The organism is Streptomyces sp. NPDC032091 (assembly GCF_055580265.1).
The window spans coordinates 105,170-121,831 of the sequence record NZ_JBVILR010000008.1 but is presented as its reverse complement, the minus strand read 5'-3'; the positions used below and the strand labels follow the sequence as shown (position 1 = coordinate 121,831).

General features: G+C 70.9%; 18 protein-coding genes and 2 pseudogenes. 18 read left to right on the top strand and 2 right to left on the bottom strand.

Translation table 11 applies throughout. The features are described from left to right. Nucleotides 1-238: 238 nt before the first annotated feature. The 4 genes and pseudogenes from ACZ5NJ_RS15535 to ACZ5NJ_RS15520 all read left to right on the top strand — a co-directional run bounded on the left by ACZ5NJ_RS15535 (nt 239) and on the right by ACZ5NJ_RS15520 (nt 3,062). A complete protein-coding gene (locus tag ACZ5NJ_RS15535) occupies nt 239-988 on the top strand; it encodes a hypothetical protein (RefSeq protein WP_468765374.1) in 750 nt (249 codons plus the stop codon). A 91-nt stretch (nt 989-1,079) separates the two neighbouring features. After that, complete coding sequence (locus ACZ5NJ_RS15530) at nt 1,080-1,916, top strand: hypothetical protein (protein ID WP_468765373.1); 837 nt, start codon at nt 1,080-1,082, stop codon at nt 1,914-1,916. Nucleotides 1,917-1,931: 15 nt separating this feature from the next. Then, nucleotides 1,932-2,345 (top strand): annotated as a pseudogene (locus ACZ5NJ_RS15525) (DUF2716 domain-containing protein); the annotation flags it as partial. Between the two features lie 237 nt (nt 2,346-2,582). Continuing rightward, a complete protein-coding gene (locus tag ACZ5NJ_RS15520; protein WP_468765372.1) occupies nt 2,583-3,062 on the top strand; it encodes a hypothetical protein in 480 nt (159 codons plus the stop codon). Between the two features lie 17 nt (nt 3,063-3,079). Here the strand turns inward: ACZ5NJ_RS15520 and ACZ5NJ_RS15515 are convergent, their stop codons facing one another. Next, complete coding sequence (locus tag ACZ5NJ_RS15515) at nt 3,080-3,730, bottom strand: TetR/AcrR family transcriptional regulator (protein ID WP_468765371.1); 651 nt, start codon at nt 3,728-3,730, stop codon at nt 3,080-3,082. A 64-nt stretch (nt 3,731-3,794) separates the two neighbouring features. Between ACZ5NJ_RS15515 and ACZ5NJ_RS15510 the strand changes: the two genes are divergently transcribed. The 4 genes and pseudogenes from ACZ5NJ_RS15510 to ACZ5NJ_RS15495 form a co-directional block, all read left to right on the top strand. Next, nucleotides 3,795-4,754: a hypothetical protein gene (locus ACZ5NJ_RS15510; RefSeq protein ID WP_468765370.1), complete on the top strand. Its 960-nt coding sequence runs from the start codon at nt 3,795-3,797 to the stop codon at nt 4,752-4,754. A 49-nt stretch (nt 4,755-4,803) separates the two neighbouring features. Next, nucleotides 4,804-5,490 (top strand): HAD-IA family hydrolase, encoded by a 687-nt coding sequence (locus ACZ5NJ_RS15505; RefSeq protein ID WP_468765369.1) that lies wholly within the window; start codon nt 4,804-4,806, stop codon nt 5,488-5,490. A gap of 7 nt (nt 5,491-5,497) precedes the next feature. Next, a complete protein-coding gene (locus tag ACZ5NJ_RS15500; RefSeq protein ID WP_468765368.1) occupies nt 5,498-6,268 on the top strand; it encodes a transposase in 771 nt (256 codons plus the stop codon). 67 nt (nt 6,269-6,335) lie between these two features. Further along, nucleotides 6,336-6,671: pseudogene (locus ACZ5NJ_RS15495) on the top strand (transposase family protein); the annotation flags it as partial. Nucleotides 6,672-6,697: 26 nt separating this feature from the next. On the opposite strand, the gene ACZ5NJ_RS15490 reads toward ACZ5NJ_RS15495, so the two are convergent. After that, nucleotides 6,698-7,237, bottom strand: coding sequence for an SMI1/KNR4 family protein (locus tag ACZ5NJ_RS15490; protein WP_468765556.1), 540 nt, complete (start codon nt 7,235-7,237; stop codon nt 6,698-6,700). 270 nt (nt 7,238-7,507) lie between these two features. Here ACZ5NJ_RS15490 and ACZ5NJ_RS15485 point away from each other — a divergent pair, with 270 nt between their 5' ends. The 10 genes from ACZ5NJ_RS15485 to ACZ5NJ_RS15440 all read left to right on the top strand — a co-directional run bounded on the left by ACZ5NJ_RS15485 (nt 7,508) and on the right by ACZ5NJ_RS15440 (nt 16,180). Further along, a complete protein-coding gene (locus ACZ5NJ_RS15485) occupies nt 7,508-8,086 on the top strand; it encodes a TetR/AcrR family transcriptional regulator (RefSeq protein ID WP_468765367.1) in 579 nt (192 codons plus the stop codon). A gap of 83 nt (nt 8,087-8,169) precedes the next feature. Continuing rightward, nucleotides 8,170-8,565, top strand: a complete 396-nt coding sequence (locus ACZ5NJ_RS15480; protein WP_468765366.1) for a hypothetical protein — start codon at nt 8,170-8,172, stop codon at nt 8,563-8,565. Continuing rightward, entirely contained in the window at nt 8,562-8,921 is a 360-nt protein-coding gene (locus ACZ5NJ_RS15475; RefSeq protein ID WP_468765365.1) for a hypothetical protein, read from the top strand. The genes ACZ5NJ_RS15480 and ACZ5NJ_RS15475 overlap by 4 nt, the downstream gene beginning before the upstream one ends. A gap of 48 nt (nt 8,922-8,969) precedes the next feature. Beyond that, nucleotides 8,970-9,902, top strand: a complete 933-nt coding sequence (locus tag ACZ5NJ_RS15470) for an MBL fold metallo-hydrolase (RefSeq protein WP_468765364.1) — start codon at nt 8,970-8,972, stop codon at nt 9,900-9,902. Nucleotides 9,903-10,041: 139 nt separating this feature from the next. Continuing rightward, nucleotides 10,042-10,251 (top strand): hypothetical protein, encoded by a 210-nt coding sequence (locus ACZ5NJ_RS15465; RefSeq protein WP_468765363.1) that lies wholly within the window; start codon nt 10,042-10,044, stop codon nt 10,249-10,251. After that, nucleotides 10,238-11,710 (top strand): amidase, encoded by a 1,473-nt coding sequence (locus tag ACZ5NJ_RS15460; RefSeq protein WP_468765362.1) that lies wholly within the window; start codon nt 10,238-10,240, stop codon nt 11,708-11,710. Before ACZ5NJ_RS15465 ends, ACZ5NJ_RS15460 begins: the two co-directional genes overlap by 14 nt. 75 nt (nt 11,711-11,785) lie before the next feature. After that, complete coding sequence (locus ACZ5NJ_RS15455; RefSeq protein ID WP_468765361.1) at nt 11,786-13,285, top strand: serine/threonine-protein kinase; 1,500 nt, start codon at nt 11,786-11,788, stop codon at nt 13,283-13,285. 430 nt (nt 13,286-13,715) lie between these two features. Beyond that, nucleotides 13,716-14,141, top strand: a complete 426-nt coding sequence (locus ACZ5NJ_RS15450) for a hypothetical protein (protein ID WP_468765359.1) — start codon at nt 13,716-13,718, stop codon at nt 14,139-14,141. Between the two features lie 156 nt (nt 14,142-14,297). Continuing rightward, the gene (locus tag ACZ5NJ_RS15445; RefSeq protein WP_468765358.1) at nt 14,298-14,444 is read left to right on the top strand and encodes a hypothetical protein; all 147 of its coding nucleotides are present in this window, start codon (nt 14,298-14,300) and stop codon (nt 14,442-14,444) included. A 386-nt stretch (nt 14,445-14,830) separates the two neighbouring features. Further along, complete coding sequence (locus ACZ5NJ_RS15440; protein WP_468765357.1) at nt 14,831-16,180, top strand: SMI1/KNR4 family protein; 1,350 nt, start codon at nt 14,831-14,833, stop codon at nt 16,178-16,180. The last annotated feature ends 482 nt before the right edge of the window (nt 16,181-16,662 follow it).

The following is a 16,662-nucleotide window of genomic DNA, read 5'->3' as shown; positions in this document are numbered from 1 at the left end:
TCATGCTGCGGTCCTCCGTCCGGGGCCCGGGCCGCTGAGGGTGCGTGCGGCGCGGCGCAGGTCGGCGCCGCTGGCCCGCCCGCCCGGCGGGCGCGCGCAGTAGGGGTGGGTGCAGAGGCGTCCCGCCAGGGCGATCAAGCGGCGCCGCAGCGCGGTCGCGCCGGATCCGGCGGGGGCCTGGGCGAGGTCGGCACAGGTCTCCTGCCACGCCCTTTGCGGACCCGTCTACCCTGGCCGAATGATGGATGAAGGGGACTTCCGGGTCGGTGACGTGCTGTCGGTCGCATGCCCCTTCACGGTTACCAGCGTCGAGCAGGGTCTCACGTGGGACGAGGTGTCGGTGCGCTGGCCGTGGTGGGAAATCGACGCCGACTCCGAAATCGCGCACTGGAACGGGGTCGTCTCCCTCGGCGTGAACAGGGGCGGGATCGTCTCGCCAGACGTGGAGACCGAGCTGTTTCGAACGGACCCTCCGCCCGAACATCTGAAGGCGGGAGATGTCTGCCGGGTCGGCGTACCGCCCACCCTCGTGCACGTGACGGCCGTACACGACCACGATCCCCCGCTGGAGACGGCCTGGCTGCCACATCCCACACGGACCGTGACCGTGCTGCGCCGAGGTCTGTCCTATCGCGAGTTCCCGGACGGGAGCCATCTCGATGGCTCGGGGTACACCATCCACCCCGGCGACGGGATCCCCTTCTCCTTCGAACTGCTGATGCGCCCCTACGCGTGTCTCCAGGTGGGAGACGAAGTCGCCGACGCCGGGGGTCGGGCGTGGCGGTTCGATGGCCCCTGGGACTGGACCGCCTTCGATGGAGAGCCAGCCGGTGCGGGGCCCGCCTGGCCGCTTCTCCTTCTCGCCCGAGCAGGGACGCCGTGCTCCGTCGAGGACGCCGAAGCAGTGGCTGCGAGCACGGCGAGCGGTTCGCACCAGCAGACGGTACGAGACTGGATGGCCCTCACCGAGGCCTCGCCCACACCCTGACTTGTCGGCAGCGGCATCTCGACCATGCGGCTGGACGCCGTTTCCGGCCCCTCCTGCCAGTGCATCCATCGGCCCGCCTAGGCTCCGGATCATGGACGTGGGTAAGCGGTGGGAGCAGTGGAACGGGCTACGGGGGCGCGTTCCCGCGTGGCATCCGGTGGGGGTGGTGATCGAGGCCGACGGGCCGGTCGTGCGTCGGCACTACGGGACACACGGCACCGCCGAGCACGCCCCGATCGCACCCGGCACCGACCTGACCGGGGTGGTACGCCGGCAGCAGGTGGCTTTCGCCGAGCGCGGCGAGCCGGTGGAGTGGGGGGTGTACGGGCACGATTCACCGGGCTTGGGCCCGGCTCTGGTGGCGGCGGGCTTCACCCCTGGTGGGGAGCGTTCCGTGCTGATCGCCGACACGCTTGCGGGCGGGAAGCCTCAACATGACGCGGGGCGGGATCCAAGCGACGGGGTGTACGACCTGTACCGGGTGCGGGACCAGGCCGAGCGGACCTGGGAAATCGCCGTCGGATCGCCGGGCCCGCACGCGGTGCCCTACGCCGAAATGATCGCGGATGGCTCCTCGGAAGAGGGTGATGTCCTGATCCAGGTCCTCCTGGAGGATGGTCTGGTGACCGCTGCCGCCTGGGCCCACGGCGATGATCAGCCCTTCACGATCATCGGCGGTCTGACCAATGGCGACGAGGGCTTCGTCAGGGCCTGCACCGACGGGTGGCGTCACGACAGCTGGCTAGGCCGCCCCCTCCTCGCCGAGGCTGACGGCCCACTGCGCGCGCGGCTTTTGGAGGCCGGATTCACCGAGGCCACCACCGTTCGCTCCTATCACTGGCACCCGCCAGGTGCCCCGGAACCCTCCCGCCCCGCGCAGTTCCTCGACTGGCTCCATGACGACGGACCGCTCTGGGACCGCTTCTAAGCCGACTTCGGCTTCAGGCCCAGCACCACCTACCGCCCCGCGATCACCGAGCCCTCCCCCTCGGCCGTCTGGCACCTGCACTCCCACCACCGACCCGCCCCATACCTCCCGGCCGAACTCGACGCGATCGTCCAGCGCGGGCTCCTCGCCGCGACCGAGCCGGGGGAGTTCGTGTACTGGCTGGACTGGCAGCACGACGGCTACCGCTACGACCCCCGCCGCACCGCCACGCCGGGCCGGCCGCCCCACCCCGGCCTGGGCACCTACCCCAACGGCGACTACTACCTCCACCTCACCCATGACCTACGCCTGGGCACCTTCGGCCACCCCTGGGAGCAGACCCTCACCGTCTGGGGATCGGCACTGCTCACCGCCGTCGAAGGGCAGCTGACCGAGCTGCTCGGAGAACCGGTCAGGCGCCAAAACTGAGCAGCCCCACGTGCTTGCTGATGAACATGCCGTCGGCGGATCGGAGAACCGTACACAACGGCCCAATGTCACCGCATCACCGCTCCGGCGCGGGGCCGTAGGTGACGCGTCTGGACTTCGACGCACACGGGCCCACCGGGTACCCGTTGGGAGGGGAAAGACGACCATGCGCTGATCGAGAAGCTGCGGGCGCGCGCGTGGGACCCCGGCCGGCGCCTGGATACGGCAGACGTACCCATGGCATGGATAGCCGAGCACTACGGCAGGGAGCCGGACCGGAAGAGGGTCGTGTCGTACTGCGATGACGGAACGGTCCAGCTGAGGTCTGACGCCGAAGAGGTGACCGCCTTCTACGCCTCCGCTCCCCGCGGCCCCCCTGTTCCCGCCGGTTCGCACGCGGCCGTCGATGACGCCGAACGTCGCATCGGGCGCCCGCTGCCCGAGCTGCTTCGGCGTGTCCACACCGAGGTCGGCGACGGAGGCTTCGGCCCCGACAGCGGCCTGGCGTCCCTGGCCGAAGGCAACCGCCCGCCCGGGGACCCTTTTGACTGGCCCTGCTCCACCACGGGCCGAGGGCGCTTGCCCAGTGTCCCGACCTCCTGGCTGCGCCTCGCCTACGGTGGCTGCTCGATGCAGTGGTTCCTCCACCTGACCGCCACCGACAACCCGGTCCTGCTCTATGACTCGGACGGCTGGGGCCGGACGGCGGCAACGTAGGGGTCTGGTGACGACGTCTAGCCTGCCGACGCCGGCCCGGCAGCGGGGTGGAGTCCGCGGCAGAGCAGGCCGAACCCCTGGACCACGGCCGACGCCACGGCGTCACGGGCCGCCTCGGGCGCGTCGCCGGCCATGATGCGCCTCCGGAGCTCGCGCAGGGCCGCCCGATGCGTGCCGGCGACGGCCCCCGCGAGGAGCGCGGGCGGCGGGGGAGCGGCGGGGGCGTCCGCGGCGGGCGGCGGATGCTCGGTGAGGGCGGCCGCCAAGGCGGTCTCGGCACGTTCGCCGATCTCGCGCTCGCGGGCGAGCAGGGCCGGGCTGTCCAGGACCACCTGCCAGAACGCGGTCGCGCCGGGCTGCAGCCCGAGCATCGGATGGTTCTCGCGGAGGCCGGACAGGAGGTCCTCGCGCACGGCCTCGACCGGGCAAGTGCCGGGCGCCCGGTCGCGCACCACGGCGGCCAGGTGTTCCTCGGCCTGCGCCCCCCGGTCGAAGAACAGATCTTCCTTGGTCGGGAAGTAGTTGAACACGGTATTGGTGGACACGCCCGCGTGCCGTGCCACCTCGGCGACCGTCACCCGGTCGAAGCCGTACTTCAGGAACAGGGGCAGGGCGGCGTCGGCGATCGCCGTACGGGTCTGCTGCTTCTTGATCTCTCTGAGTCCCACACCCCACATGGTAGTGTCACCACAAATTTAGAGTGACACCAAAATTCTTGACCTGGAGGCGACCATGCCCATGACCTTCGGCATCTATCCCGGCGGACTCCTGGGAGACGAGCAGGGCATCGTCCATCCCGTCTCCCCCGACGACCCCGAGCGCATCACCGCCGCCCTGGACGCACTGCAGGGCGACGCGGACACGCTCTTGGTGCGCGCCTACCGCTCGTTCGCCGCGACCGTGACCCCGTACGGCCCTACGCCCGCCGATCCGCAGGCCTGTCTCCGGCGCGGCCGCACACTGGACCTCGTACTGCAGTTCCGCGAACCCTCCGGCCGGCTCGACGGCTGGACGGACTTCGTCCGCGGAGCCGTCCGGGACGGGGGGCCCGGCCTGGCCTCCGTCCAGATCTGCGAGGAGCCCAACCTCAACCTCCCGCCCGTCGACGGCAGCACGCCCAATGTCCTGAACGCACTGGTCCAGGGCGTGGTCGCCGCCAAGGAGGAGGCCCGCGACCTCGGTCGCCGCGTGGCCGTCGGCTTCAACGCCGTCCCGTCCTTCGACCCAGCCGACACCTTCTGGTCCGACCTGGGAACCCTGGCCGACCCGGCCTTCCGGCAGAGCCTGGACTACGTCGGACTGGACTTCTTCCCCGACGTGTTCCGCCCCGTCGCCCCCGGCCGGCTCGCGGACGCGGTCACCGCAGTCCTCACCTCGTACCGCCGTACCTGCCTGCCGAAGGCCGGCATCCCCGACACCATCCCGGTCCGCATCTGCGAGAACGGCTGGCCCACCGGCCCCGGCCGCACCGAGCAGCACCAGGCCGCCGCCCTGGACACCGTCATCCGGACGACGGCCGCCCTCGCCGCCGAGCTCAACATCGACGGCTACTCACTCTTCGCCCTGCGGGACGCCGACAGTCGGGCCGAGGGAATCTTCTCCCACTTCGGCCTGCTGCACGACGACTACACCCCCAAACAGGCCTTCGAAACCTACCGGCGGCTCATCGCGGAACTGGGCGGCAAGGCCTAAAGCTTGTCCCGCAAACTGCCTGCTCAGGGCCTGATGGCATGATCGAGGCGTGATCAGCGAACCCGCTCGCCCCGATGTGATGAGATATGTCCTGTTTGATGTCGATGGCACGTTGATCGATGCCGTGGACAATCAGCGCCTGGTCTGGCGCACGTGGGCAGAGCGGTACGGGCTGGACCCTGTTGAGGTCTACCGAGTGGCGCTGCGGACGAGGCCCATGGAGACGTTCGCGCAGGTTGCCCCGGACCAGAATCCCCGGGAGTGCCTAGCCGCACTGCACGAGTTGGAAGACGAGGACGTCCGGTCCGGCACCTATACGGCCTTCGATGGCGCGTCGGAGCTGCTGAGCGCGCTGGAGCCCGGGACCTGGGCACTGGTGACCTCGAATTACGAGCACCGGGTACGTGGACGTTTCGCGCGGACGGGCCTGCCGGTCCCGAAGGTTGTCGTGGATGCGGCCGCTGTGGCGGAAGGCAAGCCGTCGCCGGTGCCGTATCTGCAGGCAGCCGCTCAACTTGGTACCCAACCGGAGAATTGCCTGGTCATCGAGGACGCCCCCTCCGGGGTGCAGTCCGGGCTGCGTGCCGGGATGGCAGTGTGGGGCGTCAACGCCCCCACGGCAGCGGACGGCGTGCATCGCCACTTCGGCAGCCTGCGCGAGGCAGTCCGCGACATCCTCGCCTTCGCATCTGGGCCCCACCCTTACCGGTCGGAGGGGGCGGCCACAGTGGAATGATCTGGCTGTGACTGGTGTGATCACGGCGTCGGATCCGTCCTGGATAGACCCGTTCACCGGGCTGAGCCCGCGCCAGTTCACGAAACTGGTGACGGCGCTGCGTCGCGCGGGGGTCGATGCCATCCGCCGGGGCAGACCGTGGAGCCTGCCGCTGGAAGACAGAACGCTGCTGGTCACGGCGTACTGGCGCACCAACTTGACGATGCGTCAGCTGGCCCGGCCGTTCGGGATCTCCAAGTCGGCAGCGGACCGCATCATCGACCACCCCGGACCGATGCTCGCCCTCCAGCCCCGCAAGCGGTTCGCGAAGGACACCGTGCTCATCGTGGACGGCACTCTGGTCCCCACCCGCGACCACGTCATCGCCGAGCGGTCGAAGAACTACCGGTACTCCACCAACCACCAGGTCGTCATCGACGCGGACACCCGCCTGGTCGTCGTAGTCGGCCGACCACTCGCCGGAAACCGCAACGACTGCAAGGCGTGGGAGGAATCCGGGGCCAAGGCCGCCGTCGGCAAGACCCTCACGATCGCCGACGGCGGCTACCCGGGCACCGGACTCGTGATCCCGCACCGCCGCGAGCGCGGCCAGAGCGAACTCCCGGCCTGGAAAGCGGACCACAACAGGTCCCACCAGCAGGTGCGGGCCCGTGTTGAGCACGTCTTCGCCCGCATGAAGACCTGGAAGATCCTCCGCGACTGCCGGCTCAAAGGCGACGGCGTCCACCACGCCCTGCTCGGCATCGCCCGGCTGCACAACCTCGCCCTGGCCGGATAGGCCAGCGGCCCACACAGCGGCCCACCCCCCCCGGCGGCTCGGAGATCATTTACGGGACAGCCCGTAGCACGTCCCGGCCGTCGTCGATCACCTGTCCCGCCGGGCGCCCAGTCTGCTGCGGGTCCTGCGCGAGACGGATCCTGATCACCTCCTGCTCGACGGGACGCTCGCCGAGTGCGCCTATATCGGGACCGACCCCCGGGTGACCACGCCCATCAGACGGCTTCCCGGCCAAGACCTCACCACAACCCAGCGGGCGATCAACCGAGCCCTGTCGGCGGCACGAGCACCGGTCGAACGAAGCGTCGCGCGACTCAAGTCCTGGCAGATCCTCCGCCGGGCCCGCCGCAGCCCCCACCGGATGACCGTCATCGCCGCAGCCATCCTCACCTTGGAACGTCAATGGCCGTCATCCAGTTGGGAGCCGTCTCACGACCAGACAAGTCGACCTTCGGTGAACCGACAAACCGGTGAGCTTCCATCGGCGATCCTCGTCAGCGTCTCCGCTACGGAGTCGAAATACTCGGCCATCGATTCGTACTCGCCCGTGACCGTGGGGTCACCCACGAACCAGCGGCCAACGCGCCCGTCCCGCACATCGACGAACTTTCCCGTCCAGCCGTCCTGGTCCGACAGGAACGGGATCCACTCATTACGCCAGAACGGGGAGTTCGGCTGGTCCGGAGGGTCGAATCCGCAGGACGTGGAGCGGTTGGCGTAGAGCCTCTCCACCGCCCGGATGCCCAGAAAGAAGCTTCCCTCGTCGGGGAACCCGTCGAAGCCGCAGCATGCCACTTCGTCGTCGACGTCTCCCTCTGGCAGATCCAGACTGTTCTGCAACAGCCAGGTCCGCAGGTCCCCATGCAGGGAGATCCCCATCCGTTCCTCGGCTGCTGCGAGCATCTGCTCCGTAGCTGGCCCTGGCAGATCTGCGTGATCGGCCGGCGCGTGCTCCCGAAGAAGAGTCATCACACGCGACCAACTCTCAGTCACACTCATCACCCTCTGCCCTCCGTCCTCTCTACAGGGATGGTATTTCGACCGTGTGTTCCTCCCCTCCCCATGATCATTTTTCTGCCCCGAAGTGCGGAGTCGGCCCCTCGGCGAAGTGACTGCCCGCGGCTTTTCCCTGGGCCGCATGCCGGTACCGCGTGGCGGCCGGGTGGGGCCAGTTCTCGTGGTGGTCCGGCGCAGGTCGACGTCCAGCCCGACGCAACTCCTTCGCATTAAGCTGTGTGCATGAGTTCCCGAGCGACCACACGCCCCGGCGGGCGCAGCGCCCGCGTCCAGCAGTCCGTGCACCAGGCCGTCCGAGATCTGGAGGCGGAACTGGGGCGGGACGCGCTCACCGTGCCGCTGATCGCCGCCCGTGCGGGAGTCACGCCGTCCACCGTCTACCGGCGCTGGGGAGACCTGCGGGAACTGCTGTCCGACGTGGCCGTCGAGCGGCTGCGCCCCGACGCCCCGCCGGCGGACCACGGTAGCCTGCGGGCGGACCTGGAGGCGTGGGCGGTGCAGTTCGCCGAGGAGATGTCCTCGACGGCGGGCCGCACGTACATCCGTGACGCCCTGCTGGGCGACCCCGAGCAGGGCAACGCGGCTCGCTGCTCCGACTACGCCGCCGAGCAGTTGAAGGCCGTCGGGGTGCGCGCGGCCGGGCGCGGGGAGGCCGTGCCCGACGTGGAGACCCTGCTGGACGTCGTCGTCGCCCCCCTGATGTATCGGATCCTGTTCCGCCCCTCGGACCTTTCGGAGGCCTACACCGATCACCTGGTGGGGATGGCGCTCGGTCGTAGAGCACCCCTCCCACCCCGCTAAAAGCTAAATATTTGCGTTTCAGGGCGACGCGAGCCTAGAGTGCTTAACGCAAAGCATTCGCCTTAAGGCTCGGAGGTGCTTCCATGACCAGCGTCGCCGCCCGGCCCTCCCGTCCCCGCCACCTGCCCGTGCTGAGCCGCCGTGGCGCGTTCCCGCTACACGCCTCGGTCCTGACCACCCTGCTGGCCGCCTCCAGCGCACCGACCCCGCTCTACGCGCTCTGCCAGGCCGCCTGGCCCTTCGCGGCCATGACGCTCACCGTCGTGTTCAGCGCCTACGCGCTCGCGCTGCTGCTGACACTGCTGACCGCGGGCACGCTCTCGGACCACCTGGGCCGGCGCCCGGTCCTCGCCGGGGCGCTGCCGGCCGAGACCGCCCGCCCCCACCCCGGCGCCCGGCACTCACTGCGCCCCACGATCACCGTCGCCCCCGCCTCCCGGCCGGCTACGCCGCCCGGGCGCTGCCCGCCCGCACCGTGACCCTCGCCGGCACCGCGCTCCTGATCCCGGGATCCCTGCTGACCCTCAGCGGCCCGCAACTGCACAGCCTGCTCGCGCTGTTCGTCGGCACCGCCCTGGCCGGGGCGGGCTTCGGCGCCGTCACCCAGGGTGCCCTGCGCCTGCTGCTGCCCCCGGCCGCCCCAGGCGAACGCGCCGGCACGCTCGCTGCCTACTACGTCCTCAGCTACCTGGCCATGAGCATCCCCGCCGCCCTCGCCGGCCTGCTGACCAATCTGTACGGCCTGCAGACCACCGTCTCGCTCTACGCCGTGACGGTCGTCCCGCTGACCCTGATCGGCCTCATCCGCGCCGTGCGCCGGCCCCGGACCGCCTGACCCGGCCCGACCTCCCACCCCGCCCGCCCCACCCGAAAGGACCCACCGATGAGCACCGCCACACCCCGTCAGGCCACCCCCCTCACCACCACCGGATGGAGCCTCGGCGACATCGCCGTACGCCGCGTCGACGAGATCGAACTGCCGCGGGAGACCGGACCCTGGTTGCTGCCGGACGCCACCAAGGAGGTGCTGGACCAGGCGCCGTGGCTGCGCCCCGACTTCGCCGACGCCGACGTCCCGCGGCTGGCGAGCCACAGCTTCGCGGTGGAGGCCGGTGGGCTGCGGGTCGTCGTGGACACCGGCATCGGCAACGCCAAGACCCGCGCCAGCCCGGCCTGGAACGGTCTCGACACCGACTTCCCGGAGCGCCTGGCGGCGGCCGGCTTCCCGCCCGAGTCCGTGGACCTGGTGATCACCACGCACCTGCACACCGACCACGTCGGCTGGAACACCCGCCTCGCCGGCGGGGACTGGGTCCCCACCTTCCCCAACGCCCGCTACCTCACCAGCCGTACCGAATGGGACCACTGGGCCGCCACCGACCTGGACGAGGCGCGCAGCCAGATGTTCCGTGACTCCGTCCACCCCGTGCGCGACGCCGGGCAGTACGACCTCGTGGACGTGCCCGAGCAGGGGCACGAGGTGGCGCCCGGTGTCCTCCTGGTCCCGGCCCCGGGCCACACCCCGGGGCAGGTCGCCGTGGAGCTGCGCGGCGGCGACCGCCAGGCGCTGATCACCGGCGACAGCATCCACCACCCCGTACAGCTGTCCCACCCCCACGTGCACAGCTGCGTCGACACCGACCCGGCCCAGGCGATCCGCACCCGCGCCCGGCTGCTCGACGCCCTGGCGGACACCGACGCGCTGCTGCTGGGCACCCACTTCCCGCAGCCCACCGCCGGCACCGTCCGCCGGGAAAACGGCCGCTACCGGCTGCTCGCCGAGCACGGCCGCGAGATCCCGGCCACCGCGACCTGATCACGCGGCCGGTGCCGCCCTCGCCTCCCCGCGCCGGCCCGAGTATCCGTGGCGCCTGCCAGCTACCTAAAGCAAACTATTGGCCTTTACGGCCTCGGACACTCCGCCGCTCCCACCTCGACCGAGAAGGAGAACATCCATGTCCACCGTCGAACTCACACCCCCGGAGGCCGCCCGCTGGGCCGCCCGCGCCGGGCTCGTACTGCCCGCCGAACGCCACGCCGCGGTCGCCGCGGTCGCCAATCACATCCACGCCGTCGTCGCGGTCCTGCGCGAGCTGGACTTCGCGGACGTCCCGCCCGCCGCCGCCTACCGCGCCGGACAGGAGCCGCACGATGCAGCCGTATGAGCTGTCCCTCGCCGCCGCCGCAGACGCGATCCGTGCCCGGCGACTGTCCCCCGTCGAACTGGTCGACTCCGTCCTCGATCGCATCGAGACAGTGGAACCGCACCTCGGCGCCTACGTCAAGGTCGCCGCGGAGCAGGCACGCCGGGCGGCGAGCGAGGCCGAACACGAAGCGACGCACGGCCGATACCGGGGACCGCTGCACGGCATCCCCATGGGACTCAAGGACCTGATCGACGTCCGCGCGATGGCCACCACCGCAAGCTCCCGGGTGCGAGCCGACCACCGCGCGACGGCGGACAGCACGGTCGCCGCGCGTCTGCGCGAGGCCGGCGCGGTCCTGCTCGGCAAGACCCACACCCACGAGTTCGCCTTCGGCCTGACCACCCCGCAGACCCGCAACGCCTGGGACCGCGGCAGGATCGCCGGTGGTTCCAGCGGCGGCTCCGCGGTCGCCGTCGCATCGGGCACCGCGACCTTCGCCCTGGGCACCGACACCGGAGGGTCGATCCGGGTGCCCGCCGCACTCAACGGCGTCGTCGGCCTCAAACCGACCTACGGTCTCGTCCCCCGCCACGGCGTGACCTCCCTGTCCTGGTCGCTGGACCACGTCGGCCCGATCACCCGCACTGTCGAGGACGCCGCCCTGGTCCTGACCGCACTGGCCGGACACGATCCGCGCGACCCCACCTCGCTGTCCGTGCCCGCCACGGACTACCGGCCCGGTGCCGGCACGGACCTGACGGGGGTGCGCATCGGCCTGCCGCGCACCTACTACTTCGACCACGTCCACCCGCGGGTGGAGGCCGCCGTCCGGCACGCCATCGGGCAGCTGGAATCCCTGGGCGCACGGCTCATCGAGGTCGACATCCCGATGACCCGCTACATCCAGGCCACCCAGTGGGGCCTGATGGTGCCGGAGGCCGGCGCGTACCACGAGGGCAGCCTGCGCACGGTCCCCGAGCTGTACCAGGAGGACGTACGCATCCTCCTGGAGGCAAGCGAGTTGATGAGCGCCGGGGACTACCTGCGTGCGCAACGCGCCCGCACGCTCATGCGCGCCGAGTGGGCCCGGCTGCTGGATCAGGTCGATGTGATCGCCGCCCCGAGCGTCCCGATGCCCGCGGTCGGCGCCGACGAGGCGACGGTCACCTGGCCCGACGGAACCGTCGAGGGCGTCTCCGACGCCTACGTGCGCCTCTGCGCCCCCGCCAACATCACCGGAGTGCCCGCGCTGACCGTTCCGGTCGGCCACGACTCGGCCGGCATGCCGATCGGCATGCAGCTGCTCGGCCGTCCCCTCGGCGAGCCCACGCTCCTGCGCGTCGGCCACGCCTACGAGCAGACGCAGCCGGCCCGGCACGTCGCCGCGGACACCGCTGCCGCTGGCGATCGCCGGCGGCAGCGGCCGGTCCAGGCGGTTTCGGCTGGTCAGGACGGGTGCCTGGACCACCTACGGTGAGAGCGGCAGGGCGTCGGTCACGGTCCGGCCGGGGGGCGTTCACCACGGGCAGGGGTGTGGGCTAGGTTCCTGATCGTGACTCACGATCGCGGACGACTGCTGGCCGGCCGGTACCGGCTGGCCGAACTGCTCGGCCAGGGCGGCATGGGAACCGTCTGGCGAGCCCACGACGAACACCTCGGCCGAGAGGTCGCCCTCAAGGAGCTCCGATTCCCCGACGGCCTCGACACCTCCGGGCGCGAGGCATGGATCGGCCGCCTCGACCGTGAGGCGCGGGCGGCCGCCAGGCTGAAACACCCAGGGGTGATCACCGTCCACGACCGGATAGCCGACGAGGAGGGCCGCCCGTGGATCGTGATGGAACTCGTCCGCGGCCGCTCCCTTGACGACCTGATCGAGGAGGACGGTCCGCTTCCCCCGGCCCGGGTGGCCAGGATCGGCCGCGAGATCCTGGACGCGCTGCGCGCCGTGCACGCCACCGGCGTGACCCACCGGGACATCAAACCCGCCAACGTGCTGCTCGAAGGCGACCGGGTGGTGCTGACCGACTTCGGGATCGCCGCCGTGGAGGGGGAGCCCGGCCTTACCCGGTCGGGAGCCCTCATGGGCACCCCGTCCTACATGTCACCCGAGCAGGTGCGCGGCCTCCCCGCGACCGCCGAATCCGACCTGTGGTCCTTGGGCGCGACGCTGTTCACCGCTGTGGAGGGACACCCTCCGTTCGGCGGCTCCGGTTCCTGGGCCGTCTTCGTCGCCATCGCCACCGAGGAACCCGCCCCCGCCGTCCGCGCCGGAGACCTCGCCCCCGTGCTGACGGGACTCTTGCGCAAGGACCCGGCGCAACGCCTCACCGCCGAGGAGGCGTACGACCTGCTCGCCGGACCGGCGGGCGGGCCGCGACCCTCCCGGCGGGAGCCCACCCCGACCTCCGCATCCACGGTGCGGCTGGGTACGGCCCCCGGAGCGGAACTACTCAGCCCGCCGGCCCGGGCCCGTCGTTCCCGGCCGTTGGGATATCGGCTGGCCCTCCTGGCGGGGGCCGTGGTGGCCGTGCTGATGGCGGTGCCCTGGTGGTTACCGGAGTCCCGGTCCGGCGCCGACGACGACGGCCGTACCCGCGCGGCCGGCTCCGCGGCGCCCACTCAGCACTCCCCGCCCCCGTCGACCTCCCCTGTCACACCCTCCGTGAACAGTTCCCCGGGGACCCTGACGCCCAAGCCGACGCCCACGCCGAAGCCCTCGCACGCTCCTCTCGACCGTCAAGCCGTGGAGCGCGTCTTCGCGCTCTACATGAACGGTCTGGCCGACCACGACATGACCTCGCTGCGCCGGGGCACCTGCCCCCGGCTGCGTTCCGGGCTGCTCGGGTTCCTCCTCAACGGCTACTTCGTGGACCGGTGGGAACTCCAGCCCTACGAGATCCCCGCCGGCATGGACCAGCTCAGCGTGGAAGCGAAGATCACCCGACGGAACCCCGACACCGGGCAACTCGCCGGCGACGTCCTCAACCAGTGGATCATCGAGCGGGACGCGGACCAGCAGTACTACGTATGCGGCTGGCTCAACGAGGAGTGATGTGACGCTGGACGAGGTAGCCCGGGGCTCGCAGGGGGCGCGGGCCTGGGGGTCGTCTCCCGCCGTGCCGGTGCGCGGCTGGCCATCGGGCTGCTCTCGAACAGGCCATCCGGCCCGACGCCACCACCGGCGGCCCCCTGCTGCTCCCGGTGACGACCGGCGCCTGCTACCGGGACGCTGACCTCCTGAGTCCGTCCTGTGGGGGTTGGTTCTCAGGAACTGCCACCATGAGGCGGCGACTCGCGGCCGGAGCAGGCTGTGCCCCCAGCTCACTCCTGCGGCTGAAGGTGCGAGCTGGGCCGCTCTCGGCATGGCCCGAAGAATCCTTATCCGCGTCAGTCCCTCCTGGGAGGATCGCCAGTCGCACAGCACTGGTCGAGTAGGTGGCGGTGGCCACCGACCCAACAGGACGGGGGAAGTCGTGCCTGCTTTGTCGAAGGCACTCAAGACCGGAATCGTTGCCGGTCTGAGCAGTGCGGTGCTCGCCATCGCGCCGAGCGCCGCCATGGCCAACGGTGGTAACTGGGCCGTCCAACTCGGGGATGGCGGTCCAGCCTGCTACGGCTACACCAACTGGACCAGCAACCACGTCACCGGAAAGATCTACTCTCAGGCTGGCGACCACTGCTTCGTCGGGATCCGCCAGTGGTGGCGGAGCAGCGGTGCCGAGACCGGCCACGACACCGAATACACCTGGGGCAGCGGAACGACGGCCGTGGCGCCCCACAACGGCTACGGCTACTACTACTACGGCCCGGCCGGGAACAACGACTACCTCTGCGTCTCGGTGTATGTGCAGGACAATGACTCCCCGCCGCCGTGGTATGCCTTCGTGACCTACGGCAGCGGCTGCTGACGAGCAAGCTCTGCTGGGCGTGAGCACCCGTCACTGCGTGCCCACGCCCAGCTCACTACCGACTCTGTCCGTCCGGCTCGACGCTCCAGATCAGTTGTCGGGAACAGGCGGCGGACCTGCTGTTCGGGAATCCGGGGCCTGAGCCCCCGCTACCAGGTGGGCGGTTCCGCCGTCGTAGACAAGGACACCGCCGAGTTCAAGCGCTACCAGACGGTCTGCGCCGGAGCCATCCAGCTCGCCCCGGCCCAGCGTGCCATCGCCACCGACGGGACCACAGATCTGGCCACCGTAGGCGTCGGCTGACGTCGGCGGCACATGGGCCGCAGGAGGTGCCTTGGCCGGGTCCCGGGTCGGAGTGCAGGCCGACCAGCCAGCCAGCGCACGCCGACAGCCCCTTTCCGGCGTCTCTTCCGGTTCCCCGACCCGGCCCCTGCGGCCGAGGACGCGGACAGCGACGAGCAGCTGTACGAGAGCGCGCCGACGGTGCCCCTGCTGGCGCGCGTGTTCATCGGCCCCGACACGAGCGGCAACCGCCGCCGAGACCGCGTCCTCGCCCTCGTGCAGAGCGGACGCGGGCACGGCAAGAGCTGTACCGGGAGCTGCTGCGTCCCGCGGCCGAGCGGCTCGCAGCTGTTCCAGCCACCTGGCGGGAGGGCCAGGTGTCAGATGCCCCGGGTACGGTCAGCGTCATGAACGATCAAGACATTCACCGCTCGTCGATCCACGCATTCGCCGCATGGGAGCCGCTGCTGCGGCTTCTGTGGGCGGAGAACGCGGACCGGCTTGCCGCGCCGGGCGGTCGGGTGGTGGGCCGTATCACGCGCAGCGGCTGGAGTGTGCCCCTGCAGCAGATGCACAACGACGGTGTGCTGCGGGTGGTCGACGTCCTGGTGAAGGACGGTATCAGTGGCGTGACGTTCGTGATGGAGACGGATGCGACGGGACGTACCCGGCTCCACCTCCTGATACCCGGCAGGGCGGTGGAGCTGGGCGCCGGGTTCAATCCTGGGGCGCTCGTCCTGGTCGAGGAAGCGCTCCCGGAGCCCTGGCGGCGCCTTCCGGAGCCAGCGCCGCGGGCGGTGCCGGGGCCTTCGGCGGACCCGGCGCTGCTCGAACGGACGGTGCGCGGGCGTCTGCCCGGCGCGGTCGGCGCCACCGAGGCCGAGATCGCGGCGGCCGAGTCGCGTCTGGGCATTCCTCTGCCCGAGGAGCTCAAGGCCCTGTACCGGGTGACGCGGGCCCAGTGGGCGGACTGGAGGGGCGACTACGAGGCGGCGAGCCGCCATTCCGAGGCGGTGCGCTGCGAACTCTTCGACCTGGAAGGCCTTTACGTCGCCGAGGCGACAACCCGCGAGTGCCCCTGGCACCGCGCGGCGATGGAAGCGGTCCAGACACCGCCTTCGGCCGCGGTGCAGGGGCTGGCCGGCTCACCGGGCTGGATCGCGTTCGCCGACAACGGAGGCGGCGACCGACTGGCCATCGATCTGACTCCGGGCCCCCGCGGGCACATCGGGCAGGTCATCCTCATATCCCACGAGGAGGACATCGGCGCCCGCCTCCTCGCCCACTCCCTGACCGACCTGTTGCTCGACCGGCCCCCCACGGAACCCGGCGGCGCAGAGCCCCACGCACCGGCGGTGACCTCGTTCGCCTGCGATCAGGAAACCTTGGAGGGCTCCGTGCACCCCGGCCTGGAAGCCCTGAGACTGGGCGCACGCGGCGGCCGCCCGGTCAGCCTCGCGCCCTTGATCGGGCTGCCCCGACTCCGATCCCTTGTTGCCGAGCCCGGGACGCTCACCGACCCTGCCGAGATCGCGGCGCTCAGCGGGCTCGAATACCTGGAGCTTGGTTCCCGGGAGTGGAGTGCCGTCCTGGATGCGGACGCCGTCCCGCAGGGCCTGTTGGCGGCCGCTGTCAACGGGCCCTTCGACGAGGATCCCCTGGCCGTCGCAGGCCTCGCCAACGAACTCCTTGCGCTGTGGGGCCGGCCCCGCATCACCCAGACCGTCGTCGAGGGCGACCTCGGCACGCAGGCGTAGTAAGGGTGGGGTCATGGTCAAGGGCGGCCTGCTGCTCTTACGGCGTGTACCAAGGCCTCGCGCCGGTTCCGTAGCGTGTGGTGCGGGCGGCGGTGCCGCCCCCTGCCCGGCATGCAGCGGGTGCGGCTCCTCTGTCCGGCGTCGGGAACGGGGGCTGCGCCGAGGCGAGGGGCGCGGGCTGTCCGCTCAGATGCCCTGGATCCCCCTCCGTAGCCCGAATGCGCTGGTCAGGCTTGCTTGCGGCACCCGTACCCAAGCCCCGGGCCGGGGCGGCCGTCGATCGGTGGAGGTGAGCAGGTTCCCTGCTGCGTCACGACGACCGTCCCGGTTGTCGCCTCGCATACCCGCGGCATCCGCTTCCACCCGGGAAGTACAACGGCGGTGGGGCGCACCCCCCCCCCAAAGGGGGGGGCCACAACACCGGGGGAAGAAACCCCAATGCACCAAAAAAAAACTCACCCCCCCGGGAAAGGGGAAAAAAA